The organism is Methylacidiphilum kamchatkense Kam1, from assembly GCF_007475525.1.
GTDB lineage: Bacteria > Verrucomicrobiota > Verrucomicrobiia > Methylacidiphilales > Methylacidiphilaceae > Methylacidiphilum > Methylacidiphilum kamchatkense.
The window spans coordinates 550,221-576,904 of the sequence record NZ_CP037899.1 but is presented as its reverse complement, the minus strand read 5'-3'; the positions used below and the strand labels follow the sequence as shown (position 1 = coordinate 576,904).

The window sequence follows — 26,684 nt, the reverse complement described above, 5'->3', positions numbered from 1 at the left end:
CAAAAGCACAGTGTATGAGCAAGAGGCGAGTGATCATAAGCGGGATGGGATTAGTCTCTCCAAATGGCAACAGCGTCCAAGAGTTCTGGACAAGCCTTATAAACGGAAAAAGTGGCATTGGAGTCATCACCGCTTTTGACACTCAAGCTTTTGATTGCAAGTTTGGCGGAGAAGTAAGAAACTTCAATCCAAGCAACTACTTTAAAAATCCCAAAGATGCTCGAAGAGCCGACCGCTTCGTCCAGTTTGCAATGGCTGCAGCAAAGGAAGCCATTGAAAGCAGTGGCATCGATTTCGATAGAGAAGACCCTACAAGAATAGGGGTGATTGTGAGTTCTGGCATTGGTGGGTTGAAAACATTAGAGGATCAACACACCATTTTGCTGACCAAAGGACCTTCCCGATGCAGTCCGCTCATGATTCCAATGATGATTTCTAATATGGCCTCAGGCATGATAGCTATAGAATACAATTTAAAAGGTCCTAATTTTTCTATCGTAACAGCCTGTGCCTCTGCTGCTCATTCAATTGGTGAAGCATTTCGCATGATCCAGGTTAGTGATGCCGATATCATCGTTGCAGGTGGATCAGAAGCCTCGATCGTGCCATTAGGAGTTGCAGGATTTTCCAATATGAAAGCCCTCAGCCTACGAAACAACGAACCGCAAAAAGCTTCACGACCCTTTGATAGACACCGCGATGGGTTCGTATTAAGCGAAGGGGCAGGAGTGGTTGTTTTGGAAGAATTAGAGCATGCTAAAAAAAGAAATGCTCCTATTTATGCAGAAATCATCGGCTATGGCCTATCTGCCGATGCACATCATATTACTGCACCTGATCCCTCCGGAGAAGGGGCGACTCGAGCTATGGAGATGGCTATGAAAAAAGCAAGCCTCAACCCACAAGACATCGATTATATTAATGCCCATGCTACAAGCACCATTCCCGGAGATATTTGTGAAACAATGGCAATAAAAAAAGCCTTCGGCAAACATGCTTATTCCATCCCAATAAGCTCTACGAAGTCGATGACAGGCCATCTTTTAGGAGCTGCTGGAGCTGTGGAATTGATCGCATGTATTAAAACGATTCAAGAAGGGGTAATACCTCCAACAATCAATCTAGAAGAACCTGATCCACTCTGCGATCTCGATTATGTACCTAATGTAGCACGGAGACAAAAAGTGAATATTGCCATGAACAATTCCTTTGGCTTTGGCGGGCATAATGCCAGTCTGATTATAAAAAGATTTGATTGACTAACAAAAAAAGAATATTTTAATGTAAATGAAAAAAGGAATTCACCCAAATTATCAAGAAACAACGATTAGTTGTGCGTGTGGAGCAGTCTATACAACTAAATCCACAAAGCCTTCTATTAGAATAGGAATATGTGCTTCCTGTCATCCCCTGTTTACTGGTCAGCAAAAATTTGTCGATACCGCCGGAAGAGTAGAGAAATTTGCAAGACGTTTTGGAAAGGTTTCTTTTCTAGGTGATGTAGCAAATAGAAAGAAAAAGACTAAGTAGTTTTAGCCAATGACTTCTCGTTGATAGCACATTAAGCTTTTTCTTTCTTATTCTTTTTCCTCGTTCTTTCCAATTATAAAAAATTCACATGTATCTAGAGCGATATATTGAAAAAATTCAAAAAAAGTTCGACAAACTCCAGGCAGAACTTTCTAAGGAAGACCTCTATAGTAGCAATCCAGCCAAAACTATTGAAATGGCTAGAGAACACACTCGCTTAAAAGAAATACTGGATCTTTATGGTCAGTTAAAAACGCTTCAAGAAGCAAAGGCTTCTGTTGTTAGTCTGACAAAAGAAACAACTGACGTAGAACTCCAAGAATTAGCACAACACGAAATAGAAAAGCTGGACCAAAAAATACATGAACTTACAGTGGCTGTGCTTTCTTCGCTTTTCCCTTCGGAAGAAGAAAAAAGTTCGAAAAATCTGATTATTGAAATTCGAGCGGGAACAGGAGGAGAAGAAGCGGCCCTTTTTGCTTCTGATCTTTATAGAATGTATAGTAAATATGCCGAAAAAAAGGGTTGGAAACAAGAGTTACTCGATTTTCATCCTAGCGAATTAGGGGGGCTAAAAGAAATTATATTTTCGATCCAAGGAAAAGAGGCTTTCAAAAAATTGAAATATGAAAGTGGAGTGCATAGAGTCCAAAGAGTTCCCGCCACAGAATCTCAAGGAAGAATCCACACTTCAACAGCAACAGTGGCTGTCCTGTTGGAACCAGAAGAAATCGAATTAAATATAAAACCTGAAGATTTGCGGATTGAAGTCTGCAGAGCCGGAGGCCCCGGAGGGCAAGGAGTCAACACAACAGATTCGGCTGTTCAGATTTTTCATATTCCTTCAGGCATTATGGTGAGATGTCAAGATGAGAGGTCTCAAATAAAAAACAGAGAAAAAGCGCTCAAAATCCTTAAAGCAAGACTTCTTTCCAAAAAAGAAGAAGAAGAAGCTCAAAAACGTGCTATGGAAAGAAAAAGTATGGTTGGCAGTGGAGAGCGGACAGAAAAAATACGGACTTACAATTTCCCTCAAGGAAGAGTCACCGATCATAGAATTCCTATCACTCTTTACAATTTACAATCTTTTCTTGACGGAGATATTGATCCGATAATCGATCAGTTAATTCAAAAAGAAGTCGCTAGTAGGATCGCCCAAGAGCTAGCCGAAGAAAACATCCCTTTCAAGGCTACGGAAGATGATCGAAAGCCGTCAATTGTTTAAAAAAGCTCTAGCGTATTTAGAAGGGAAAAATATAGACTCCCCTAGGCTTTCTTGCGAATTGATTTTTTCCGATACTCTCCAAATCGATAGACTTGCACTGTATACAACCCCATCTTTCTCATTGGAATCAAAAACCGCCGATCTTATCTGGGAACGAGTGGAAAGAAGGGCAAGGGGGGAACCGGTTGCCTATATCCTCGGGTACAGTCTGTTTTATGGGGAAAAATTTTGCATTTCTCCTGCCGTTCTAATTCCAAGACCAGAGACGGAATTCGTTGTGGAGTCTGCCATGGAATTACTCCCTAGGCTTACAGGGCCTATCCTTGATATTGGAACAGGTAGTGGAGTCATTGCAGTGACGCTTGCTCAGGCTTATCCAAACTTGTCCTTTTACGGTACAGATATCTGTAGCAAGGCCCTTCAAATAGCTGAAAAAAATAAAAAGAATTTAAAAAATCTTTTCTTTTATCAGGATGACTTGTTGAATAAAGCTCCTTGTGATTTTTTTGAGCTAATGATTGCTAATCTTCCCTACCTTCCCTCGGAAATCATTCCTCAGCTTTCTCCTGAAATACAATTTGAGCCTCGTATTGCTCTAGATGGAGGGAAAGACGGTTTGGAGTTGATCAGAAAATTCATTCCTCAAGCAAAAAACAGGTGCCGTTATCTTATCCTAGAGATAGGAGATGGGCAGTTTCTTCAAGTCAAGCAACTTTTAGTAGATCATAGTTTTTCTGTTCTCCAAGTAAAAAAAGATCTTTCCCAAATGGAGCGAGTTGTTATAGGAAAATATCGTGGATAAATTTGTTATTAAAGGTGAAAATCCTCTCATTGGAAAAGTTACTATCAGTGGATCAAAAAATTCTGCTCTTCCTATCCTTGCGGCAACGCTCCTGACACCAGAAGAATGTATCATTCATCGGGTTCCCGATCTTAGTGATATACGGTATATGTTAGAAATTCTAAAATTTCTGGGTGCTCAGGTTCATTACGAAAAGGGAACGGTAAGAGTCAAGAATAAGATCATTAATTGGATAGCCCCCTATGACTTAGTCCGAAAAATGCGGGCCTCCATTTGCATTCTTGGCCCTCTCATCGCTCGATGTGGAAAAGCTAGGGTCTCTTTACCAGGAGGATGTGTGATTGGAGACAGGCCAATTGATCTTCACATTTCTGGACTCCAAAAGCTAGGAGCCAATATAGACATCATCAAAGGTGATGTTGTGGCTCAGGGCGGGCAACTGCGAGGCACTACTATCAATTTAAGAGGTCCTTACGGCTCCACAGTACTCGGAACAGATAATGTGATGATGGCTGCTTGCCGATCAGAAGGAACAACAATCATAGAGGGAGCTGCCTGTGAACCAGAAGTAGAAGATTTAGCCAAATTCCTTGTGTCAATGGGTGCTAAAATCAGCGGGATCGGTTCCCAACGCTTGATCATCGAAGGGGTAAAAGAACTTCATGGAAGTGAATATACAATTATTACAGATAGAATAGAAGCAGGGACATTCGCCGTTGGCGCTGCAATGACTAAAGGCGATTTATTCCTTGAACAGGCTCCTGTCAACCACATGACCAGCGTACTGGAAAAATTACGAGACTGCGGGGTAACCATTCAAGTCGAAGAAAACGGCTTACGGGTCTCGAGATCTGGCCCACTCAAAGCCTTTGAAATCGTTACTTCTTCTTATCCAGGATTCCCAACAGATATGCAGGCTCAATTTTGTGCCATGGCAACTATTGCCTGCGGAACGAGTAAAGTCGTTGAAAATGTATTTCCAAACCGGTTCATGCATATCAGTGAACTGAAGCGACTAGGAGCCAACATCGAACTATCGAAAAACGAAGTTCACATTTATGGAACAGAACGGTTAAGTGGGGCCCCTGTCATGGCTTCAGACCTCAGGGCTTCAGCAGCTCTCGTGCTTGCTGGGCTCGTAGCCGACAATACTACCGAAGTCCATCGAGTCTATCACATAGATAGAGGATATGAGAGGATTGATGAGAAACTCTTATCGGTAGGAGCAATGATCAAAAGAGTGTATTCAAAAACATGAAGAAAGTCCTTTATCCAGGAACCTTCGATCCAATTACCCTTGGACATGTTGACGTCATACTCAAAGCGGTGCGTTTGTTTGATGAAGTGATTATTGGCGTTTCAGGTCAAACACCTAAAGAAACTCTTTTTCAATTAGAAGAACGCATCTCCCTTGTTCAGTTAACAATAAAAGAGTTGTCCTTCCAAAATCTAAGGGCATCGTCTTATACCGGTCTCACCGTAGACTTTGCCAAACAATTAGGCTGTTGTGCCATTATCCGCGGACTTCGAGCAGTATCTGATTTTGAAAGTGAGTTTCAACTTGCTCTAATGAATCGCAGATTAGAACCTAAAATCGAAACCATTTTTCTTATGCCCGAAGATAACCATATTTATTTAAGCTCTTCTTTAGTAAAAGAAATCAGCAGGCTTGGAGGGGATATCTCTCCTTTTGTTCCCGTTGCCGTTGTAGAAGCTCTGAAACAAAAAATGTCCAAAAGAAATTCCCATTCGATTATTTCTCATCTCTCAGCACAATAACTACTTATTAATTAAATCCTCAAGGGCATCATCCACTCTTATATCAATAAGCTTCCACACTTTATCAGGCTTGTAATAGACAAATCGCCAGCGAAGAGGTTGCAGTTCAAGATTTAACAAATAAGTAACTACATATAGGCGGTTCCCAAAAGCCTTAGAATCATATATATCAAAAGAATCAGCTTTCCCGTAATAAGACATTGCTTGGCTGGTTTTATCCATAAGCATATTGATATTCTCGTTGCGGGAGGCCAATCTACTATTCACTAACAATTCTTGAAAAGCCCTTTGTATATCCCCTTGAAGCAATTGATTAAAAAATTTTTCTATTGGCACTTTTAATTCAGGAATCGGTTGAATGGGATTGGGCTCCCTAGTCATCCTCAATGGGGGTAAATCTTTTACTTGAGGCACAGGAGCGGTTTGAGCTAAAAGAGAAACAACAGGAAAAAAGAATAAAAAGTATAGAAAATTTTTCTGCGTCTTTGCTAGAACATAAAACAAAAAGTAAAATGGCTTCCTTGCCTCTCCAATTCTCTTCATTACAAAGATGACCAACAATAATTTTTTCCCATGGGTTATCATAGCTGGCTCTTAAGATTTTATTTCTTTGCTGCAGTGGTTATTCTTACCATTTATGGAAGGGCTGCACCTTCAAAGGAACAGCTACATCATATCATCATTATTTATCAGGAAAACCACAGTTTTGACAACTTGTTTGGTAGCATGGAAAAAGTAGATGGTATTGCGAATGCAAAACATGCCTTCCCACAAGAGGATAAACAAGGCATTCCATACAAAACTTTACCCCCAATTTATGACCCTGTGAATAAAACTATAGATAAAAGATTCTCTCAATCCTTGCCCAACGGTCCTTTTCTTTTAAACAATTTCGTAACTCTAAACAGCCCCATTCCCGATCCCATCCATAGTTTTTACAGGACTCAACTTCAGATAAATGATGGCAAATGCAACCGATTCGTAGCATGGAGTAATACTGGAGGCTTACCCATGGGCTATTATCAGAGCCAATCTCTACCCCTTTATGCTTATGCAAAGCAGTACACCATTCTTGACCATTTTTTTCAGGCAGCCTTTGGAGGTTCTTTTTTGAATCACATATGGCTTGTAGCAGCAAAGACTCCCTATTGGGGAGACGCTCCTGAGGAACTAAAATCTCAACTAGAATTCGACAATCAAGGAAGATGGATCGGGATTAAAAAGAAGGGCCATTGACCCCAGATGGGTATGTTGTAGGAACTGTACAGAGTGTCTACCAACCCCATGCTTCGACAGTAAAAAAATCCTATTTACTCCCTCCATTGACCATGCCAACAATTGGGGATAGACTGTCGGAAGCTGGAATTTCTTGGGCATGGTATGCAGGTGGCTGGAACGATGCCCTCCAAGGAAAGGCTGATCCTTCTTTTCAGTTTCATCATCAGCCTTTCGTATACTTTAAAAATTTCGGGGATTCTACAGAAGCAAAGAAAAAACACCTTAAAGACGAAACAGATTTTTTCCTCGATATTAAAAAAGGATCATTACCCCAAGTATGCTTTGTTAAACCCATCGGTAAATACAACGAGCACCCTGGATATTCAACCGTTGAAGCGGGAGAAAAACATGCTATTGAACTGATAGAAGCTTTGAAAAATTCTCCTTATTGGAACAACCTTCTTATTATACTAACTTACGATGAATTTGGTGGTTTTTGGGACCATGTCCCCCCACCCAAAAAAGATCGCTGGGGACCTGGCCCAAGAATCCCCGCACTGCTTATTTCTCCTTTCTGCGAAGGAGGCAAAGTCAATTCCGAATATTATGACACGACTTCTATTTTAAAGCTAATCGAGTGGAGATTTAACTTACCTCCCTTATCCTCTCGAGACAAGTCTGCAAGAAATCTCTTCGAAGCTCTTATAGAATGAAGACTTTCAAAAAATTTTTGTGGAATCTTTTCTTAATAAATATTCTTAATTAAATAATCTTTTAATAAGAAGCCTTCTACTAAAAAAAAAAATTCATGTTACTCTCTTCGTTGGATGAGAAAAATAACTAGAGCTGCAGGCTTTGTAATTTATAAAGAAGAAAAGGGCAAACCGCTTTATCTGCTTCTCAGAGCTTATAGAAACTGGGATTTCCCCAAGGGAACCATCCAAAGTGGAGAGTCCGATTTTGAGGCTGCCCTCCGAGAAACCGAAGAAGAGACTGCTTTAAATTGTTTTGAATTTCCTTTTAACCAAGAATCAAAAGAAACAGACTTCTATTCAAAGGGAAAAATCAGTAAATTTTTTATTGCAAAACTAAAAGAAGGAGAACCCGTACTTAGGCCAAGCCCGGAGCTCGGAAGAGCTGAACACCACGAGTGGCGGTGGGTGAATTTCGAAGAAGCATTAAAACTTTTACCCACTCATCTTATCCCAATCTTACAATGGGCAAATGCTCGAATTTGTTCGATAGAAACACAGAAAGAAGAAGCTTAAGGTTATCTTTTTGTCATGGATCAGAGCATGCAATTAATCTTCCGGATCATCTCCAAGTCTTTCCCCTCCAGGGACTTCGTTCGTCCATTTATCTTCTACAGCCAATGTAAACTGCAATTTTTGCGAAAAGGACATCTTTTCATAAAACTCTTTCCATCTTTGGTCTTCTTCTTCAAATAATTTCAACGCTTTATTAAAATCTTCATTAGAAATCATAATCTATAAATTATTCATTCCTATGGTTCAGAAGCAACACGCGAGTACCGCTTTTTTCAATTGGAATAAGTTTTGAAGCGTCTAGTTTAAAACGTTCTGCCCAGTAAGTCATAGAGACTTCTTCAGTGATTAGAAACACTTTTCGTTTTCCTTTCCAATAATTTTCAACATCCTTTTCAGTTAGATAATATTCACTACCTAGATGAAGGCTTCTCTGAGCAAATTCTGCCTTTGGATTCGCATGGACCCAGAAAATCGGCGAATGATTTAAGTAAAAAAACAAACCCGAAGCAAAATTGGGCTCGCTATCAGAAATAACAATATCATCCTGAGTAATAATATGGTTGATTTTTTTAGCTAGCTTCATCGAAGAAAAATAATCACTGAGCAAGCCAAATCCTTGACCGGCTTGATGAAGCGGATAAATCATCGTGAAGGCAAGGAATATCCCGGCCAGGTATCTTTCTTTCTTCAAAAATAACCAATAGGCAATCATTCCACCAATTAAAAAACTCAAAGATGCCCTATACAAAAGAGGTACAAAATTTTTCCATGTGCTAAAGGAAAACCCGAATATAGCAGACAAAAAGGTATCTCTTTTTTCCAAAGGCTTCGCCCATATAGGATGAATATCTGTACTGTGATCTATAAAAAGGGCTATTAAGATCCCACCAAGCCCTATCAGTACAATAAGAAGGGAGGGCAAGCTAAAATAAATAGGATTCTTCATTTCTTTTTGCTCTCGACAAAAAGGTACTGCTAGAATCAAAATCAACGCTCCCCAACAGCTCATCGCATAATAATCTTGCAAAGAGGAAAAGGTCACAGACAAAAAGGTGGTCAGGATCCAACTAATTAACAGAGAGCTTTCCCACTTAAAGAAAGGCTTGTTTTTTAGTTCCCATAAAGAACCCAAATAGAGGGTCCAAGGAAGCAGAAAAATGAAATGTTCAAGATAAAACTGCAAAATTGGTACTGTTCCTGCATCCGGAGGATTCCGATGATTGAGGGCATGTCCGAATTGTTCATTTAAAAAATGCTCACGGAGAAAGCCGGGCACTTTATATTCAATAGCCACATACCATGGCACAAACATAAGAAAAAAAAGGACAATGCCAGGCCACCAAAACAAGTTAAGCCATCTTTTTCTTAGTTTTGGGAAAAATAAAACTGAGAGTCCGCTACTGAGTAGCGGATACAAAACTGCATGTAGTCCCTTGGCTAGCGAACCAAGAGCCATGATAAACCAAGCAGCTAAGAAATATCGTTTTCGACCATCCCTTATCCCTAGATAAATAAAGAGTATAGCATAGGTCACTGCTGCAGATAAAAAAGGCTCAGGCATTAAAATGTGGGTAAAAATGAAAAATCCAAATGAACTTCCAAGCATTAGACAGGCTAAAAGTCCGAGTTTTTCTCCACCCATTGCGCTGCCAAGAAGATAGATGCCAATAATCCATAAGACTGTTGCAATGCCTTCAGGAAGCCGTGCTGCAAACTCATTGATTCCAAAAAGTTTGTAAGATATTAGAATGCACCAGTAGACTAAAGGAGGTTTTTGTAATCTTGGAATTCCATTAACAGTTGGTAAAATCCAATCCTTTCGTTGGATCATTTCTTTTGCAGCCCCAGCATATAGGCCTTCATTGTCATCAAAGATGACTGGCCCACGGCTTTCTTCAATATAGAAAAAGGATAGGACCAATAGGAAGAAAACAGAGGCTAGAGGAAAAGAAGGAAAGGCTGATAATTTTAAAAAGGGAAGAGTTCGTTGTTCTATTTCTTCTTCGTTAACTTTATTGAACTGAAAAAACCACATTAGTCGTTCCACTCCATAGTAGTCATTGAGCTTGGCTGAAGGACTTTCTTTCCTTACAGATTGTAGCAGTTTGGGTCAATACCATGAAAAATTTCTTTAAGAAATACAATGTTAAATTAGTGACTAAAAGAGAAAAATATTTTAATTTGATCACTTTTCATTGTGAGAGTGTATGTGATGCCCTTGGTTATTGATCAACCTCCTTTTTTGTATGCCCCTTTTTTTCATCTTTCTATGATTATGGGAAAGAGAATGCAAGCGAAATAGAGGCAAATAAAGAAGAAGTGAGAGGAAAACTATTTTTGTTTCTTCGTATTTTTAAGAATAAAGGCTAGAACCACTCCAACTCCAAAGCCAGTAAGAATTAGAGCAACAGACCAAAAGAAGCTTACATAAAATTTTCCAACTTCTACCGTTGGAACAACTGAGAAACCAGGACCAACCGTTTCGTCGCTAGCTAAGGGTTCATCAAAGAGGATCTTAACCGGTACTCTCTGGACCACTTTGACATAATTCCCTGTTGCATTTTCTGGTGGCAGAAGGCTAAACTGCGCGCCACTGCCTCTTTGAATACTATCTACATGGCCCTTATAGCGATGGTGAGGATAGGCATCGATTCGGATTTTAGCAGCTTGACCAGGACGCATAAAAGTAATCTGTGTTTCTTTATAATTAGCTACCACCCAAAGATCCGGAGGAACAATATCAAAAAGAATTTGTCCCACATCGACATATTGTCCCTTTTCGACCGATCTCATGGTTATTCTGCCATCTGCCGGGGCATAAATTCTGGTATACCCAAGTTGCAGTTCGTAGAGCTTTAAAAAGGCTTCGGTGGAAAGTTTAACAGCCCAAGCGGCATCAACTTGAAGTTGGGAAACAGCCGAAGACCTAAGGATTTCTTTCATTCTTTTCCACTCCGTTTCAGCCCATTCTTTATTGGCTTGAGCAATGGCTACTCGGGATTGATAATCTCTGGGATCAATCTCGATTAACAGTTGTCCTTTTTTGACATCCATATTGTCATCGATATAATAGCCCACAACATGGCCAGCAACTTTAGGAGCGATGCGAATGATATGTCCTGCGATAAAGGCATCGTCAGTGGTTTCGTAAGATGAGAAATATTCGAAAAGCACATAGGCAAGGAAAAAAATCAGACCAAAAATGACCCCGTAGAGGATCGACTTTATAAAGAAGGCATGCAAACCCTTATGATCTTCTATCTTTGAATCCTGAGGGACTGTAGTCAAAGATGGTTCTTGCTCGCTGGTAGAGGAGGAACCAAAAGCTTCCTGCTTAACTCGACTTTCTTTGCGATTTAAGAGTTTAAAGCCCATAAATTTTCTTTTCGAGACGAAAATTTAGATAAATTATAATAAAGGTTTGACGGAAATCAGTATGTGATTACTTACTTACCTAAATAGACTTGTCAATGGAGAAAGCTCGAGAAACCCCCTCTGGAAAACAAAAAATTCTTGGTGCAGCTAAAAAACTGTTCGCACAAAAAGGTTTTGCAGGCACCACCACCCGAAATATCGCTCAATATGCTAATGTTAACGAGGCCTTAATTTATAGGTATTATCCAACCAAAAAAGATCTTTATCTAGCTATCATTCGATCGAAAATTGACCAGCTCAATGCGCTGATGGAAAACTTAGAAAATCCTGAGCAGAACCGAGAGGGTGTTCCTGGATTTTTAAAACAAATAGCCACCCAATTCTTTACCTCTGTCAAAGAAGATCCCGATTTTCTCCGACTTCTTTATTTCAGCGCTCTTGAGCATCATGAGCTATCAAAAATGTTTTGCGAATGTTTCGTTGTAGAATTACGGAAGAAACTTCAAAATTATGTTTCCATGCTAATGGAAAGAAACATTTTCAAAGCATTGAACCCTTATTTGGTCTCTAACGCTTTTATTGGTATTATCACTCATTATCTAGTGGCAAATACTCTCTTTGAGCTAGACACCCCACAGATTTCAGAAACAGAAGTTATCGACAACTTTATTGAAATCTTCCTCAATGGCGCTTGTAAAAAAGACTAGCAAAAGTTTTACTTAAGTTTTTTTTTCTTCCAAAGATCTATCTTGCTATTCTTTAAGCTACGCTTATTGCTATATACATGGGGAAATCGTCAGAAGGAGTCATCAAATCACAACCTAAAAAAAAGAATCTTCTTTCCTACGTCTCTAACCATTTCAAAAAAAGTCATACCATCCTTCGAAAATTACCTGTATCTGCTCATTCCATAGCCCTTGGTTTTGCTATTGGCGTCTTTTATGGATTTACTCCTTTTTGGGGATTTAAAACGATTTTAGCTATTGTAACAGCTTGGCTGCTTCGGGTTAGTAAAGTTGCAGCAGCTGTTGGTGTTGCTGCCCATGATATTGCTTTGCCTTTCGTTCCTGGATTAATGTGGCTTGAATACAAAATTGGGTTAATTGTGCTTGGTCAAAATAGCCATCAATTTAATAAGACACTATCCAAACTCCAACATCTAGAACTCAAACAATTAATAAGTTGGCAGGAGATTTATAATTTAGGATGGCCAATGTTCATAGGCTCTTTGATCATAGGATTGCCTTTGGCAGCAATATCCTATATTTTAGTTTTTAAAAGCATAAAGAAATATCAAGAACTCCAAAAAGCTGAAGAAGAATCAACGCCTCCTTCCTGAGCATCAACCAGTTGTGTTCCTCACCCTTTGATTTATGTGTCTTATCATGAATAATATAGCCTAAGCCTATTTTGCTGCTTGAGGCATAGCTTGCTGTACCGTAGTTTTTGTATGTAATGGTTCTACCAGCCTCTTATAAACTGAATCCTCTAATTCGAAGGCAATCGGATTGCCTTCCAAGAGAGCATACCTGCCACCAGTCGGCGAAGCAACTCCAATAAGTACAACGTAGTTCTTTTTGGCATGGATTGTAATTTTGGTTTGGGGCTTGGAAAGTTCCATCCCTTGAGAAGGAGGCCCAACCCACCTCACCGCTTTTAGATGCGCTAACAACTCAAGGCAATCTTTGGCTTTCTCTTCATCCAGTCCAGATATGCCTGTGGTTATAAACTTCCCATCTTTTCTCTGTACCGTAAAAGATTGATTCCCAGAGATGACATCCCATTGAGATATTTCTTGGGGATCCAATTGGATAATCGATAGATCCTTCCAATCCCATGGATCTTTAGGGAGTGTTTTGATAAATGAATCTTTAATAGCATAAACAAAAGGTTCAATAGAGTTTTTGGCATAGATTAATCCATTTTCATCTTTCCCTAAATAAAGCTCTATCCGCTGAGATTTATCGGTGGTTAGTCCAGGATTAAATTCAATTTCTATATCCTCTTGGGGATTTTCCAAACCATAACCTTTTACCTCCATCTGTTCTTGTTTAATGTCTTTGGCTTCCAAATTACGCAATACATCGATAAACTCATTAACCTTATTTTTGTTGGCAAGTCCTTTCTCAGTTTCTTCATTTTGCCAATCACTGCCTTTTTTCACATAAACCAATTTGAGGTCTTTGTTCCGAAACCATATCTTTTCAACCTGCTCTTCTGAAAAAGCAGGAAACACATGCTTGTCACGAATATCTGAAAAATTCTGTACGATCTTATTGACTGCATCTGCTTGGATCGTAAAGACTGAATTACTCGAAGCCATTTTCGCATATAGCTCCTTTGGATCTGACGGCAAGGAATTACCAACCAAAAGTTTCTCTTCCTCCTTCTTATCTGACTGATCGATCCAAATTTGATATCTTGGACTATCTAATCCGTATTGATTAAGGTTGGACCCATCATCAGCGATAAACTTGTCGATACGAAGCGAATGCAATTCATTAAACCAATCCTCTAATTTGCTCCCATCAGCCCTTGCCATAACAGGTTTTTGAAGTTCCCACTGCTTTCCTTTCTTTAAAACTATATAATCAGAAAAGGAAGGACCATTGAGTTGTCTAATCCCGCATTTGTCGATCGAAAACTGATTAAAATGAAAAACAACCCGACTGCGCAAATCATCTAAACCTTTCTTTAAAGACTCTGCCATACTAGAACTAATTAAATAAATTGGGCCATTGGATCCTGTGGAGGTTTTCGCATAAACCAATTCGCTTACAGCTGTTTTCCGACCAACAATCAAACTGTGTGTTTCTTTTGAAGTTTTAAAATAGATTTCTAGAGATGGATTAGAAAATCCCCATTGTTTTAATATGTCGCCATTAGGAATCTCATTCTGGGGAATTTTCCTTCGCACTTCTAAATATTGAAGATCAATCAGATACCGATCGATTGTCCTTTCATCAGCATCAGCATGAATTGGAGAGGTTATCTTCCATTGGTTTTCTTTTTTCTCCAAGGTAACGGATTCACCAGGAGATTTAATCTGCAACCAGTTTATTTCACCTGCTTCAATATGAAAAAGTTCATTTTCTGTTCTTTGTCTTTCTTCTGTAGACTTCTTACCCTTGTCAAAAAATAAATATACCCAGTCAACAAAGCAACAATGATAGATAGGATGAGGGTTGAACGAAAATTTTTCATCTTCTTTCTCGTTGTCTTTGGTCATCTTCTTCTAGAAAAATACATCCCTACCCCAAGTACCAAAAATGCAAAAGGAATGGTAACCAAGCAAATCATAGCAACGGTCTGTCTTTGGGAAGCTGGAATGCTTAATCCAAATTCCTGAACAGATTTTGGAGCAATCCCTAGGGCCATTTCTTTCTGGAGCATCCAATTTAACAAGTTAATGAAAAAATCAACCCCATCAGGTTTTATATTCTGATTGGCAAGAAAGGAGGAAGATCCAACGGCTGCAATCCTTGTTCCGAAAACATGAATCCCTTCCTTGCCAGGAACTTCACCACCGTCATAAACAGCAGCTAAAATCAGAGGACCAGGAATATCAACCCCTGGGTCATATTTGGGTCTTTCTTCTTCTTTCCAATTCACCTCACCCCAAAATCCCTCTGGAGTTTTTACTAAGGCTGTGACTTTCTTGACATTAGGATTAGAAGAATCCGTCGACAAGGCAATGGAGCGGCAATCAGGCAGCTGAAGGGTATAGCCAATCATTGGCTTTACCGCAGGATGATCGGCAAAATGGGTCCCTGCTGCTTTATCGATCAGCATTTCTCCTCCAAGGCCTCCAACTAGCCTTCCAATTGCAACTACTTTATCATTTTGAAAGATTATTCCGTATTTTGACAGCAAGGGTTCTAAGCCTGAATTGGAGTTTGAGCCTTCAAGAACTATTAATTTGCCTTTGGAATCCAAGTAATGGGTTATGGCCTGGATTTCAGAAGGAGAGAGAGGATTTTTGGGTCCAGCAACGACCACAACTGCAGCATCTTCTGGAACAGCCCCACTTTCCAGCAAATTCAGGGTCAGTGGTTCCATATTTTCCTTACGAATTTGTGTTGCAATAATCCCATAGCCTCCCGGTTGATTGTAATTGTCTATATTTCTTTCCCCATGCCCTGTCAAAAAGTATACCTTAGACGGCTTCCCTTCTACTACAGATAAAATAGCTGCTGTAAATTGTTGTTCCCCTTTAAATGCTTTAATGGAAGGGGATTGGCCAAACATCGCTACCGAATTATCATACTCAACTAGTTGATTATCATTTACAAACTTATGAAAATTTTTGTATTCGAAAATAATAACATTTTCTTGTAAATCAAATTTAAGTCTTTTGGCTAGTGCTTCCGCTCTTTCAAGATTTAATGCCGGATCGATATGCTCTATAATGATTTTGTTGCCCCCATAATATTTATATTCCTTCAGGAGGTTGTCTATATCGGATTGAAGCTTTGAGTTTGTTAGACAAACGATAATTTTAACTGGCTCCGGTAAAGACTTCAAAACATTAATTGTTTTGGAAGAAAGCGTATACATACCCCCTTTGGAGAAGTCCTTGCGATAATAATATTTATATCCCAAATAATTGACTATCCAAACTATGGCAAACATCAATAAAATGGTCAGTATGTTATTGATCCTAAGCTGAAATCTCAAAGGATGAGACACCGTGACTCCTTTCATAGCTGCCTTCCCAAGCTTATTTTTCCATTTTTTTCCTTATCATTCTCTGAGCCTTCTCCATTCCAAAATTTTTTCTGTAAGAAAAAGGAAAAAGAAAGTAGCTGAACCCAATAAAACTACGGGTCTAGAATCGAAAATACCCCGCGAAAAAGTATCCATTTGATCCAAAAATGAAAGATAAGAAATCATTTCCCTTGTTTGCCCACCAATTCCCAAATAAATCAAAAAACTTAATGAGAAAATGAGGAAAATAAGGGCAAAAGAAAGAATGGCAGCAATAATCTGATTTTTCGTAAGGGATGAAACAAAAAGGCCAATCGATATGAAGAACATTCCAATAAGAAGGAGCATTAGGAAAGGAAGAACAATCATCCCTACACTCATCCCAAGGGGATGTCCATAAACTATCCGCAATACTGCTAAATACAATGCCATTGGCATCCAAAGAACAGCAAAGAAACAAACAGAGCCTAAAAACTTGGATAGCACTAATTCCCATTCCCTCACAGGGGCAGTTAGAATCATTTCAATGGTGCCCAATTTGTATTCTTCAGCAAAAGATCGCATCGTTAAAACGGGTACTTGAACAAGGAGCAAAAACCAGAAAAAAAAGGCGTTCATGCAAGCCTGCAAAAGAGTAAATTCTTTGATATTATTGATCGAAAGGTAGTTGAGCCAAAAAACAAAACTAGCTCCATTGATCAAAGAACAAGAAAATAGAAGGATATAAGCTACTGGAGAAACAAAGTAGCTTTTCATTTCTCTTTGAAATAATGTCAAAAGAGCCATAACGCTTCCTCATCCAAAAAAATATATTCAAAAAAGATTTTTTTTTATTCACTGTTTTTAGAACAACCACCTATTACCAAAACCTTTTCTACAGAAAGTTAGCTGTTTCAATCTTGTGTTAATTCGACAAAAATATCCTCCAAGGTTGCTCTTATTCTTGACATTTCTCTTATTTTCCAACCATTTTTCTGAATCACATTATAAACTCCATCTCTGATATCATTTCCAGGTTTAGGCCATATCTGTAGAATCACCCATCCTCCTGGATATTCTTCAACAATTTCTACTTCCTCAACCTCCTCCAACCGTTCGAATGCTTCCTTCCCCACAGAAGGCTTACAAAGGATTTCAAGTCGAATCGCTCCAATGCTTCCACCTCTAACAAGTTTTGAGAGATTCTCAGGAGTATCCGCAGCTTCTATTTTACCCTTATTTATAATTAAAACTCTGCTACATACGGCCTCGACTTCGCTCAAAATATGAGAGGATAAGATGATGGTATGATGTTGGCCCAAACTCCGAATTAATTCCCTGACAGATCTAATCTGATTGGGATCCAAGCCAATAGTTGGCTCATCTAAAATCAACAATTCTGGATCATGCACCAAGGCATCTGCAAGGCCTACTCTTTGTCGATACCCTTTGGATAAATTTCCAATCATGCTTGAAGCGACATCTTCAATATGGCAAAGTTTTAAAACAGATTGTACCCTTTCATTGAGCATTGAGCCCCTAATCCCCTTGAGTTTAGCTCTATACCTTAGATACTCATTTACTCTTAAATCCGTATATAGGGGAACATTTTCTGGCATGTACCCTACTCTTTTCTTAACCTCCAAAGGCTTCTGAAGAACATCAAAGCCGGCTACTTCTACTTTTCCACTTGTTGGAGGGAGGTAACAAGATAAAATACGCATGGTCGTCGTCTTCCCTGCCCCATTAGGACCAAGGAATCCGACAATTTCTCCCTTTTTTACTTCAAAACTAATTCCCTGAAGTGCCGTATAACCCGAATACGTTTTTACCAGATTTTCAACCTTGATCATGAAAAAGAAATTTTAATATTAAAACATTATAAAAAATGTCAAGTTAATCCATTTTCCTACATAAAGCAGATAAAGAAAAGACAAAGGAAATTAGCTAAAATTCAATTTTATTTTAGCTCAAATTCAACAAGAATGTTAGCTTAGTTTCTTTTATTAATAATAATTGAACAAATGGACAATGAAATTTATTTCGATTGCAAACCAAAAAGGAGGAGTAGGGAAAACTACAACAGCTATCAACCTTTCAGCTTGTTTAGCCGAAAAGGGATACTCGACGCTGCTAGTCGATGTAGACCCCCAATCCAATGCTACGAGTGGAGTAGGGTTTTCCCTTGATTCTGGAAAAAGCTTATTTCCTGTTTTAATTGGCGAACAACTTTTAAAAGACCAGATTATTTCTACTCCTTACATGAATTTGGACCTTATCCCAGCAAATTTAGAATTAGCCAACTGGGAAAATCAACAACATGACCCAATCGAATCTTTTTCTGTTTTTAGAAAAATCTTTAGAGAATCCCTTATTGGAACAACCTATCAGTATGTCATTCTTGATTGTCCCCCTGCCTTAGGATTACTTATGGTCAACTCGATGGTAGCTGCTGATTGGCTAATCATCCCTATTCAATGCGAATACTACGCTTTAGAAGGATTGGCAAAAATGTTTCAATTGCTTGATAACCTTAAAAAACTGGTTTCAGCAGCCCCCAATATTTTAGGAATACTGATGACCATGTATGATAGCAGAACAAACTTAAGTCAACAAGTTGTTGAAGATGTCCGCAAACATATTCCCAAGCTTGTATTTGATACAATTATTCCCAGAACAGTCCGACTAGCGGAAGCTCCAAGCTATGGAAAGCCCATTACTCTTTACGATCCCAATAGCATAGGCTGCATTAGCTATAGGAAATTCACAGAAGAATTTTTAAAAAAAATCAACTAATCCCATTCAATGAGTAAAAGTTTTGGGAAGTTTTTTTTTTTTCTTTCCTTTTCTATCAATTATATTTAGATGATAGGTATGCTTATAAGCCAAAAGATAGTTCCTTCTTTATATCAACAAATCGGCAGTGAATTTCAGGCTTTCGTTCTGTATCTTGCTATCGGTTCTTATTTCGAAATAGAAGCTCTTCCAGAACTTTCAGCTTTTTTTTTCAAACAAGCCGATGAGGAACGTCAACATGCTCTAAAATTTATAAAATTTTTAATTGATAATGATATTCCTGTCAGCATTCCAGCAATAGGAGCAGTAGATTCTTCTTTTAAAGATCCAGAATCTGCTATCAGCTTATCCCTAGAGAGAGAAATAGCCGTTACGAAAGAAATTCATGATCTAGTTCGATTAGCCAAAGAGGAAAGAGACTTTACGTCAGATAATTTTCTTCAATGGTTCGTTAAAGAACAACTCGAAGAAGTTACGGTCATGGATCAGCTTCTGAAAATGATTAAAAGAACCGGAAAAGATCAAATCATGCTTGTAGAAGATTATCTAGCAAGAAAAAACCGTTTAAGAGAAAAAAATTCAGAAGCTGAGTCTCCTATGGAGCATCCTAATAACTGAGCCAGGCTCTTTTTTCTCAAAGATTTTCCCTAGCGGCTGCTCCTTTCAAGAAATCAACGGCACCCGTAGCTCAACTGGATAGAGCGTCGGCCTCCGGAGCCGAAGGCTTTGGGTTCAAGTCCCGACGGGTGCAATAACCTTAAGTCATTAACGCCATAAGAGAAAGTAATAAAAGCCCCTGTTTCTTTTCTTTAATAACCAAAAACTGGCTCAAGATAATGGAGAAGAAAGGAAGGTCGCATAAACTTGCGTCGTTTCAACAAGATCCTCAAGAGAAGTTTTCTCATCTATCGCATGGATATCTTTACCATCGACTCCGTATCCAATTGCTTCGCAATTGTTGGCCTTTACAAAAAAATGCATATCAGTTGCTCCTCTGTTGACAGTAAAAGTTGCTTTGCCTCCTTTTATTTTTTCAACAGCCGATTTAAATGATTTCGTAAAGCTTGAATTATACCCAAGAGCGCAAGGTTCGGTTTTGTGGATAATTTCGATTTTTACCTTCGTTCCTCTTTTCTTTGCCCATTTTTCTATAGCTTCCCTAATCTCGCTCTCGACTCGATCCATCTTTTCCGATGGAGTCAATCTACGGTCAATTGTGAAAGTTGTCTCTGAAGAGACAATGTTAACTTTTGAGCCAGGACCAGAACTAACCACCCCTCCTATATTAACAATAGGCTTTAGTTTTTCTTTCGAAGGAGCCACATAGCCCCTTTTTGGATCTGCCAAAATTTTCTTAAAAAATCCTTCCAAAAATTCAACCAAATGGACCGTTTCTAAAAACGAATTAACTGCCTTTTGCTGATACGCCGTGTGCGTTGAAGTCCCTAAGACCCTTATATTCAGTTGAAGAATTCCATTATGTCCTATCCCTATTTTCTTTGCGGATCCTCCTTCACAAACGACCACAAAATCTGGTTCAACCAATTTATTTTTCACCACAAACCCAGAACCCAATTCTCCTCCAATTTCTTCATCAGCGACAAGAGCAAAATGAACATTATATAGCGGATCAATTTTTAAGGTTTTTAATGCCTCCACAGCAAAAATGCTTGCGGCAAGAGATCCTTTCATATCTGCAGAACCTCTTCCATAAATCCACTTATCGTCTATTTCTCCCCGAAAAGGATCATGCTTCCACTTTCCCGAAACAGGTACAACATCGTAATGGGAATTAAAAAGGACCGTTTTGGGCGCCTTAGCATTCCATCGGGCTATAAGATTATAGCGTGGAAAAGAAAGAAAGGCTTCTCCCAATTGCTTTTCTACCATTGCATCAGGTACTCTTACAATCTCTGTCTCTAATCCAATCTGCTGCAGTTTCCTCTCCAAGTACTCAACCATTTCTGCATATTGCTTACCAGGTGGATTAATTGTTGGGATTTGAATAAGGTGTTGTACAAATTGGAATAATTTTTCACGATTGTTGGAGATCCATTCGGTCACAGCATCATGCATAAAAGAATTATTCTAATCTTTCAAAAAACTATAAGTCAAGAACATCTTCTCTTTGCTAATTTCTTTTTTAAGTTGAATAGCCTGCCTATTACTCCTATATAAGAGGTGATTACATTGAACTGCGATAGAAGAAACTTTATCAAAGGATTGGCAGGAAGCTTGCTTTCCTTAAAAATGCCCACTGTTTTTTCTGGCACTCTTCCAGATGCTTTTTGGAGTTACGACCAGAGCCGGAGAATAGCTACAGTTGTTGCTGAATCAGCCCTCCATACAGCTAGACTCTATGGTTGTCAATTTTCTGATATACGCATCTGTTGGATCCTTAAAGAAAGAATTATTTCAAGAGAAAATAGAATCGAAGAACTGGGAGGCAGTTTTGAATCTGGAATGGGTATTAGAGTCCTTTTTGAAGGAACATGGGGTTTTGCTTCTTCGAATCTGCTTGATCCTAACGAAGCTGCGGATAAAACAAAGGAAGCCGTTGAATTAGCAAAACAAAGCCTCAAATTGAATTCAAGACGTGTTGAATTAGAAAAATTGCCACAAATCCAAGGACAATGGCATCAAGATGTTTTAATGGATCCTTTTGAGGTGCCTCTAGAAGAAAAAACATCGTTTTTACTCGACCTCAATGACAAGGCAATCAAAGCTGGGGCTGATTTTTGTCGATCCTTCTTCTTATTTCACAAAGAACTTAGAATATATGCCTCCTCTGTTGGTTCCTGGATTGAACAAACATTCCTTAGAACATATCCAAAGTTTATCGTTACTGTTGTTGATAAAAAGGAAGGGAAATTTGAAAGCAGATCAAGTTTTGAGCCTCCGAAATCTGGAGGCCTAGAAATTATTGAGAAAAAAGCCCTTGAGAGTGAAGTAGTCGAAGCAACCCATCAGGCCAAAGAAAAATTGCATGCAAAACCTGTTGTACCTGGAATAAAAGACCTTGTCCTCCATCCCACCAATCTTTGGTTAACCATCCACGAAACCATAGGTCATTCTACCGAATTAGATAGGGTTATGGGACTTGAATCCAACTATGCTGGGACTTCTTTTCTAAAAGTTGACCAATTGGGCAATTTTGATTTTGCCAGCCCCATTGTTACCATTAGAGCCGATCGCAATCAGCCAGGTGGACTGGCTTCCGTTGGATATGATGACGACGGGATTCCTTCTAGCTGGTCAAATTTCCTTATCATAGAAAATGGTATTCTTAAAAACTTTCAAATGGCTATTGGACAAGCACATTGGATCGGCAAAGAAAAATCCAACGGCTGCAGTTACGCCCAAAGCTATAATTTTTTTCCCATCCAGCGGATGCCCAATATTTCCCTTGTCCCCAGTGAAAAAAAGGAGCAACTTAAGGATCTCATTTCAGGAGTGGAAGATGGGATATATATAATGGGGGATGGAAGTTGGAGCATCGATCAACAAAGATATAATTTCCAATTTGGTGGGCAACTCTTTTATGAGATTAAAAATGGAGAGATCCGACAAATGCTTCGAGACGTTATCTACCAAGGAAACACCCAGTCTTTTTGGAAATCCTGTGATGGAATTTGTGGCAAAGATGAATATAAACTGTGCGGGACTCTTTTTTGTGGGAAAGGAGAGCCTTCTCAATCTGCACCAGTTTCTCATGGAGCTGTTCCTGCTAGATTTAGAAATATCACAATACTAAATAGCCGTTTACATACATGATACTTTCCGAATCTGAAGCAAGAAATTTTCAAAAATCTATCCTTTCTTTATCCAAAGCCAACAGCTTATCAGTAGAGATAAAAGGCGGCCAAGTTGTAAACATCCGCTTAGGGAAGAATGCTTTAAATACTAACGGCATTGAAAATTCTCTTAAAATTACCTTAAACTCTACCTTTGAGAACAGAACAGCCAGTTACACAATCGATCAGCTTGAAATGGCTGTCATTGAACGGGGGTTAAGACGCTGTGAAAAGCTTGCACAGATTTCTCCTCCCGATCCAGAGTTTTTACCGCCTCTTGGTCCACAACACTATACCAGCAGTTTCTCCTATTCTGAAAGCATGGGGAACCTATCCATAGAAAACATTGTTGAAATGGCTGCCAGAATACTGGATGTAGTAACTCAAAATAAAAGCGAGCAAATTGAACTAAGCAGTTTTATAAAATTCCAGAAATACTTTATCTGCATTGCCAATAGCAATGGGCTTTTTGGATATCAAAAATTTGCCAATTTACAATTGACAGCCACGGCAAGAACAAATGATGGTCTTGGTTCGGGCTGGTCAGGAGCGTTCGTTTTTAATATTGAGGAAATCGATCCAGAAAAACTAATTGAAACTGCTATTCAGAAGGCAATTTTAAGCAAAGAGAGACTTTCTATGGCTCCTGGCCATTATCCAGTTCTTCTTGAACCTACGGCCGCTGTCGATCTTATTGGTCTTATGTTATTTTCTATGGATGGACGGGCAGCTGATGAAGGAAGAAGTGCTTTTTCGAAGCCAGGTGGGGGGAATAGAATTGGAGAGCATATGTTTCCATCCAATATAACAATCTACTCTGATCCTTCTAACAGGCGGGCTCCAGGACAAGTCTTTTCCAATGACGGAGTACCTTGTCGAAACACTCCATGGATTCAAAATGGGATCCTCTCGAACCTTATTTATTCGAGATATTGGGCAAAAAAAAATCACAAAGAGCCTATCCCTGAGCCATCAAATATTTTGATGTCAGGATCGGATATCACTCTTGATAAGATGATCCAAGAGATAGACAAAGCCATTCTAGTTACAAGACTGTGGTATATTAGAGAGGTCGATCCTCAATCCCTTATCTTTACAGGGCTTACGCGAGATGGCACATTTTTAATTGAAAAAGGAAAAATCTCTAAAGCGGTTAATAATTTTAGATTTAACCAAAGCCCCTTGACTATGCTTCAAAGCGTTCAACAGATCGGCAGAGCGGTTAATTGTATAGGATCTGAAATTGACGATGTCCCAGCGTTAATTCCTCCGCTTTTAATAAAGGACTTCTATTTTACATCGACATCGGAAGCCATCTAAGCTAATTCAATAGACGCTTATTGGCTATTTAATTTTTTACTAGGACAAAATTAAGAAGCTTTTCTGGCACATAAATAACTTTTGAAATAGTAGCCTTTTCAAGCCATTTCCCAATTGCCTCAGTTTCCTTTGCTTTTCTTATAGCTTCTTCTTTTTCGATCCCTTTTTTGACCATAATCCGGCCACGCACTTTTCCGTCGATTTGCACGATAAGTTCAATGTCTTCATCGATTAAATACTTTGGATCATATTTTGGCCAAGGTTCGTAGGCTAATGAATCCTTATGTCCCATTTTTTGCCATAATTCTTCGCAAATATGTGGAGCAAAAGGAGACAGAAGCAAAAGAAGATCTTCGAGTACTTTTTTCCATCGTTTTTTTTCTTTTGTTAGCTCATTGACAAAAGTCATCAGCTTGGCAATAGCCGTATGAAATTGAAAATTTTCAATGTCTTCCGTAACTCCTGCAATTGTCTGATGCCGTAATCTTTGAATATGAGAGGGAGCCTCTTCATCAAGAATATCTTTTCTTAGAATCCACAACCCTTCTCCATCTTCATCCATAAACAGTCTCCATACTCTAGCCAGAAAGCGATGAGGCCCTTCCAATCCCTTAGAAGACCAAGGCTTGCTTTGTTGTAAAGGGCCAAGAAACATTTCGAAAAGACGCAACGTATCCGCTCCATATTCTTGAACAATAGCATCCGGATTAACAATGTTGCCTCTAGATTTTGACATTTTTTGATTATCTTCTCCTAATATCACTCCCTGGTTCACTAATTTATAAAAAGGTTCCGGAGTCGATACAAGACCGATATCATAAAGAACCTTATGCCAGAACCTGGCATAAAGCAGATGAAGAACAGCATGTTCAGCTCCACCTATATACAAATCAACTCCGTGAGGGCACATCCAGTATCTTTCTTTTTCAGCTGCAAAAGGTGCTTCTTTATTGGATGGATCGCAATACCTTAAATAATACCAACACGAACCTGCCCATTGAGGCATTGTGTTCACCTCTCTCTTTAGACCATTCCCCAATTCTACCCAGTCTTTTTTCCGAGCTAAAGGTGCTATGCCTTCATCTGTAGGAGTGAAATCCTCAAGGTCCGGTAACAACACCGGTAGCTCTTCATCCGGAACTGGAATCGGTGTATTTTCTTTCCATATTATAGGGAAAGGTTCTCCCCAATATCTCTGACGGGAAAAAAGCCAATCTCTTAGTTTATATTGCACCATTCTTTTCCCAAGTTTTTTCTCCTCCAGCCATTGAATGATTTTTTCCTTAGCCTCCTTTGTTGTAAGCCCGGATATAAATCCAGAATGAACCGTTATACCTTCCCCAGTATAACATTCTGTATCCTCCTCAATCCTTTCAGCTGTAACGACTTTTTTTATTGGCAGACAAAAAGTTTTGGCAAAGTCATAATCTCTCCGATCATGGGCAGGAACAGCCATGATAGCGCCTGTTCCATACGTCATCAGCACATAGTCAGAAACCCAAATCGGTAATTTTTCATTTGTAATCGGATGAATAGCAAAGCTCCCAGTCCAAACTCCAGTTTTGTTTTTAGATAACTCCGTTCTTTCTAAATCAGTCTTTAAAGAAGCAGAGGCACAGTATTGTTCCACCAACTCTTTGAACCCGCTCTCTGTCAATTTAGTGACTAATGGATTTTCTGGAGCCAAGACCAAAAAGGTTACCCCAAAAAGCGTATCGGGTCTTGTGGTAAAGACTTCAATTTCTATATCTTTTCCTTCAACAGAAAATTTGACTACTGCCCCTTCGCTTTTGCCTATCCAATGGCGTTGCATCTCTTTAATTGATTCCGGCCATTCTACTAATTCTAAACCTTCAAGCAGCTTTTCAGCATAGGCTGTTATTTTTAAAAACCATTGTCTAAAAGGTTTTTTAATAACAGGATGATTCCCTCTTTCAGACCGTGGACCTTCGGGAGTATGAACAATTTCCTCATTAGCAAGAACTGTTTTAAGCTTTGGACAATACCACACAGGAGCTTCAGCCACATAAGCCAACCCTTTTTCGAAAAGCCTTTTAAAAATCCACTGCGTCCATTTATAATAAGAGGGATCAGTTGTGTTGATTTCCCTTCTCCAGTCGTATGAAAATCCCATGGACTGAATCTGTCGACGAAAATTATCAATATTTTGTTTGGTTGTTAGGGCTGGATGAGTCCCGGTTAGAATGGCATGCTGTTCTGCTGGCAATCCAAAAGCATCCCAACCCATAGGATGCAGCACATTAAATCCCTTCATTCTTTTATAACGGGCAACGATGTCTGAGGCAGTATAACCTTCAAGATGGCCAACATGAAGACCGCTACCAGAAGGATATGGAAACATATCAAGGACATAAAACTTGGGTTTCTCTGAACCCATTTCTCCAGGATCTGCAGATCGGAAAAGCTCCCTCTCTAACCAGTAGTGTTGCCATTTTGGCTCAATAACATCAAAAGGATAAGCTTTTCTTACAGGCATAGAAAAATGTTTAAAATTTAAAAAATATTAAGAGAAAAAAACAGAAATTAAACCTGAAAAGAAGACCCACACCCACAGGTCGATTTAGCTTGAGGATTGATGATCCTAAAACCACCTTGGGTTAGACCCTCTTTATAATCAATGGTTGAACCGGCTAATAAATGACTACTTTCTGGATCGATAGCCACAACAACATCTTCTATTTTTAACCGAATATCCTTTTCCTTGGGTATGGCTAGTTCTAGTAGATATTCGTTGCCAGCACATCCACCTTTTGTTACCGAAAGCCTTAACATATATCCAGGATGAGAATCAGTTAGTTTTTTAATCTTTGAAAGAGCCATTGGGGTAAGGTTAATATTCAACTGTAAAGGAAAAGTGCTGTTCATAATAT

The 26,684-nt window shown here is 39.1% G+C and carries 26 protein-coding genes and 1 tRNA gene; 16 read left to right on the top strand and 11 right to left on the bottom strand.

What is annotated here, in order from left to right:
* The first annotated feature begins 14 nt into the window (after positions 1-14).
* The 6 genes from fabF to coaD all read left to right on the top strand — a co-directional run bounded on the left by fabF (position 15) and on the right by coaD (position 5,336).
* A complete protein-coding gene (fabF, locus tag kam1_RS02715; RefSeq protein ID WP_143958222.1) occupies positions 15-1,259 on the top strand; it encodes a beta-ketoacyl-ACP synthase II in 1,245 nt (414 codons plus the stop codon).
* A gap of 28 nt (positions 1,260-1,287) precedes the next feature.
* Entirely contained in the window at positions 1,288-1,530 is a 243-nt protein-coding gene (rpmE, locus tag kam1_RS02710; RefSeq protein ID WP_039721219.1) for a 50S ribosomal protein L31, read from the top strand.
* Positions 1,531-1,618: 88 nt separating this feature from the next.
* A complete protein-coding gene (gene prfA, locus kam1_RS02705; RefSeq protein WP_039721220.1) occupies positions 1,619-2,755 on the top strand; it encodes a peptide chain release factor 1 in 1,137 nt (378 codons plus the stop codon).
* Complete coding sequence (gene prmC, locus kam1_RS02700; protein ID WP_039721221.1) at positions 2,730-3,557, top strand: peptide chain release factor N(5)-glutamine methyltransferase; 828 nt, start codon at positions 2,730-2,732, stop codon at positions 3,555-3,557. Before prfA ends, prmC begins: the two co-directional genes overlap by 26 nt.
* Positions 3,550-4,815 carry a UDP-N-acetylglucosamine 1-carboxyvinyltransferase gene (gene murA, locus kam1_RS02695; protein ID WP_143958221.1) on the top strand — a complete coding sequence of 422 codons (1,266 nt, stop codon included), beginning with the start codon at positions 3,550-3,552 and terminating at the stop codon, positions 4,813-4,815. Before prmC ends, murA begins: the two co-directional genes overlap by 8 nt.
* Positions 4,812-5,336 carry a pantetheine-phosphate adenylyltransferase gene (gene coaD, locus kam1_RS02690; protein ID WP_039721223.1) on the top strand — a complete coding sequence of 175 codons (525 nt, stop codon included), beginning with the start codon at positions 4,812-4,814 and terminating at the stop codon, positions 5,334-5,336. The genes murA and coaD overlap by 4 nt, the downstream gene beginning before the upstream one ends.
* Here coaD and kam1_RS02685 read toward each other — a convergent pair whose 3' ends face one another.
* Positions 5,337-5,921 carry a hypothetical protein gene (locus tag kam1_RS02685; RefSeq protein WP_039721224.1) on the bottom strand — a complete coding sequence of 195 codons (585 nt, stop codon included), beginning with the start codon at positions 5,919-5,921 and terminating at the stop codon, positions 5,337-5,339.
* Here kam1_RS02685 and kam1_RS10210 point away from each other — a divergent pair.
* The 3 genes from kam1_RS10210 to kam1_RS02675 all read left to right on the top strand — a co-directional run bounded on the left by kam1_RS10210 (position 5,910) and on the right by kam1_RS02675 (position 7,822).
* Complete coding sequence (locus kam1_RS10210; RefSeq protein ID WP_216363794.1) at positions 5,910-6,572, top strand: alkaline phosphatase family protein; 663 nt, start codon at positions 5,910-5,912, stop codon at positions 6,570-6,572. The two genes, kam1_RS02685 and kam1_RS10210, sit on opposite strands and share 12 nt — an antisense overlap.
* On the top strand, positions 6,569-7,267 hold the full coding sequence (locus tag kam1_RS10205; protein ID WP_216363793.1) for an alkaline phosphatase family protein: 699 nt from the start codon (positions 6,569-6,571) through the stop codon (positions 7,265-7,267). Before kam1_RS10210 ends, kam1_RS10205 begins: the two co-directional genes overlap by 4 nt.
* Positions 7,268-7,381: 114 nt before the next feature.
* Positions 7,382-7,822 carry an NUDIX domain-containing protein gene (locus tag kam1_RS02675; protein ID WP_039721226.1) on the top strand — a complete coding sequence of 147 codons (441 nt, stop codon included), beginning with the start codon at positions 7,382-7,384 and terminating at the stop codon, positions 7,820-7,822.
* A gap of 33 nt (positions 7,823-7,855) precedes the next feature.
* Here kam1_RS02675 and kam1_RS02670 read toward each other — a convergent pair whose 3' ends face one another.
* The 3 genes from kam1_RS02670 to kam1_RS02660 form a co-directional block, all read right to left on the bottom strand.
* Positions 7,856-8,038 (bottom strand): hypothetical protein, encoded by a 183-nt coding sequence (locus kam1_RS02670; RefSeq protein ID WP_039721227.1) that lies wholly within the window; start codon positions 8,036-8,038, stop codon positions 7,856-7,858.
* A gap of 10 nt (positions 8,039-8,048) precedes the next feature.
* On the bottom strand, positions 8,049-9,869 hold the full coding sequence (locus kam1_RS02665) for an ArnT family glycosyltransferase (RefSeq protein WP_235277061.1): 1,821 nt from the start codon (positions 9,867-9,869) through the stop codon (positions 8,049-8,051).
* Between the two features lie 284 nt (positions 9,870-10,153).
* A complete protein-coding gene (locus kam1_RS02660; RefSeq protein WP_039721228.1) occupies positions 10,154-11,197 on the bottom strand; it encodes an HlyD family secretion protein in 1,044 nt (347 codons plus the stop codon).
* 95 nt (positions 11,198-11,292) lie between these two features.
* Here kam1_RS02660 and kam1_RS02655 point away from each other — a divergent pair, with 95 nt between their 5' ends.
* Entirely contained in the window at positions 11,293-11,904 is a 612-nt protein-coding gene (locus tag kam1_RS02655; RefSeq protein ID WP_039721229.1) for a TetR/AcrR family transcriptional regulator, read from the top strand.
* A gap of 77 nt (positions 11,905-11,981) precedes the next feature.
* Positions 11,982-12,536 carry a DUF2062 domain-containing protein gene (locus tag kam1_RS02650; protein ID WP_039721230.1) on the top strand — a complete coding sequence of 185 codons (555 nt, stop codon included), beginning with the start codon at positions 11,982-11,984 and terminating at the stop codon, positions 12,534-12,536.
* Positions 12,537-12,602: 66 nt separating this feature from the next.
* On the opposite strand, the gene kam1_RS02645 is transcribed toward kam1_RS02650, so the two are convergent.
* The 4 genes from kam1_RS02645 to kam1_RS02630 form a co-directional block, all read right to left on the bottom strand.
* The gene (locus tag kam1_RS02645; RefSeq protein WP_244946138.1) at positions 12,603-14,426 is read right to left on the bottom strand and encodes a DUF4340 domain-containing protein; all 1,824 of its coding nucleotides are present in this window, start codon (positions 14,424-14,426) and stop codon (positions 12,603-12,605) included.
* The gene (locus kam1_RS02640; RefSeq protein ID WP_039721232.1) at positions 14,423-15,901 is read right to left on the bottom strand and encodes a GldG family protein; all 1,479 of its coding nucleotides are present in this window, start codon (positions 15,899-15,901) and stop codon (positions 14,423-14,425) included. Before kam1_RS02640 ends, kam1_RS02645 begins: the two co-directional genes overlap by 4 nt.
* Before the next feature lie 39 nt (positions 15,902-15,940).
* A complete protein-coding gene (locus kam1_RS02635; protein WP_235277063.1) occupies positions 15,941-16,660 on the bottom strand; it encodes an ABC transporter permease in 720 nt (239 codons plus the stop codon).
* 137 nt (positions 16,661-16,797) lie between these two features.
* Positions 16,798-17,736 carry an ABC transporter ATP-binding protein gene (locus kam1_RS02630; RefSeq protein WP_039721234.1) on the bottom strand — a complete coding sequence of 313 codons (939 nt, stop codon included), beginning with the start codon at positions 17,734-17,736 and terminating at the stop codon, positions 16,798-16,800.
* A 178-nt stretch (positions 17,737-17,914) separates the two neighbouring features.
* Here kam1_RS02630 and kam1_RS02625 point away from each other — a divergent pair, with 178 nt between their 5' ends.
* From kam1_RS02625 to kam1_RS02615, 3 genes are all read left to right on the top strand, one after another.
* The gene (locus tag kam1_RS02625; protein ID WP_039721235.1) at positions 17,915-18,679 is read left to right on the top strand and encodes a ParA family protein; all 765 of its coding nucleotides are present in this window, start codon (positions 17,915-17,917) and stop codon (positions 18,677-18,679) included.
* A gap of 78 nt (positions 18,680-18,757) precedes the next feature.
* On the top strand, positions 18,758-19,297 hold the full coding sequence (locus kam1_RS02620; protein WP_235277066.1) for a ferritin: 540 nt from the start codon (positions 18,758-18,760) through the stop codon (positions 19,295-19,297).
* Between the two features lie 59 nt (positions 19,298-19,356).
* Positions 19,357-19,430: transfer RNA gene (locus kam1_RS02615), tRNA-Arg, on the top strand.
* A gap of 77 nt (positions 19,431-19,507) precedes the next feature.
* Here kam1_RS02615 and kam1_RS02610 read toward each other — a convergent pair.
* On the bottom strand, positions 19,508-20,755 hold the full coding sequence (locus tag kam1_RS02610; protein WP_143958220.1) for a M20 family metallopeptidase: 1,248 nt from the start codon (positions 20,753-20,755) through the stop codon (positions 19,508-19,510).
* A gap of 114 nt (positions 20,756-20,869) precedes the next feature.
* On the opposite strand from kam1_RS02610, the gene kam1_RS02605 reads away from it, so the two are divergent.
* A complete protein-coding gene (locus kam1_RS02605; RefSeq protein WP_244946137.1) occupies positions 20,870-22,453 on the top strand; it encodes a TldD/PmbA family protein in 1,584 nt (527 codons plus the stop codon).
* The gene (locus kam1_RS02600) at positions 22,450-23,793 is read left to right on the top strand and encodes a TldD/PmbA family protein (protein WP_039721236.1); all 1,344 of its coding nucleotides are present in this window, start codon (positions 22,450-22,452) and stop codon (positions 23,791-23,793) included. The genes kam1_RS02605 and kam1_RS02600 overlap by 4 nt, the downstream gene beginning before the upstream one ends.
* Positions 23,794-23,821: 28 nt before the next feature.
* Here kam1_RS02600 and leuS read toward each other — a convergent pair whose 3' ends face one another.
* Positions 23,822-26,290, bottom strand: a complete 2,469-nt coding sequence (gene leuS, locus kam1_RS02595) for a leucine--tRNA ligase (RefSeq protein WP_143958219.1) — start codon at positions 26,288-26,290, stop codon at positions 23,822-23,824.
* Between the two features lie 47 nt (positions 26,291-26,337).
* On the bottom strand, positions 26,338-26,679 hold the full coding sequence (locus tag kam1_RS02590) for a HesB/IscA family protein (RefSeq protein ID WP_039721237.1): 342 nt from the start codon (positions 26,677-26,679) through the stop codon (positions 26,338-26,340).
* Positions 26,680-26,684: the final 5 nt, after the last annotated feature.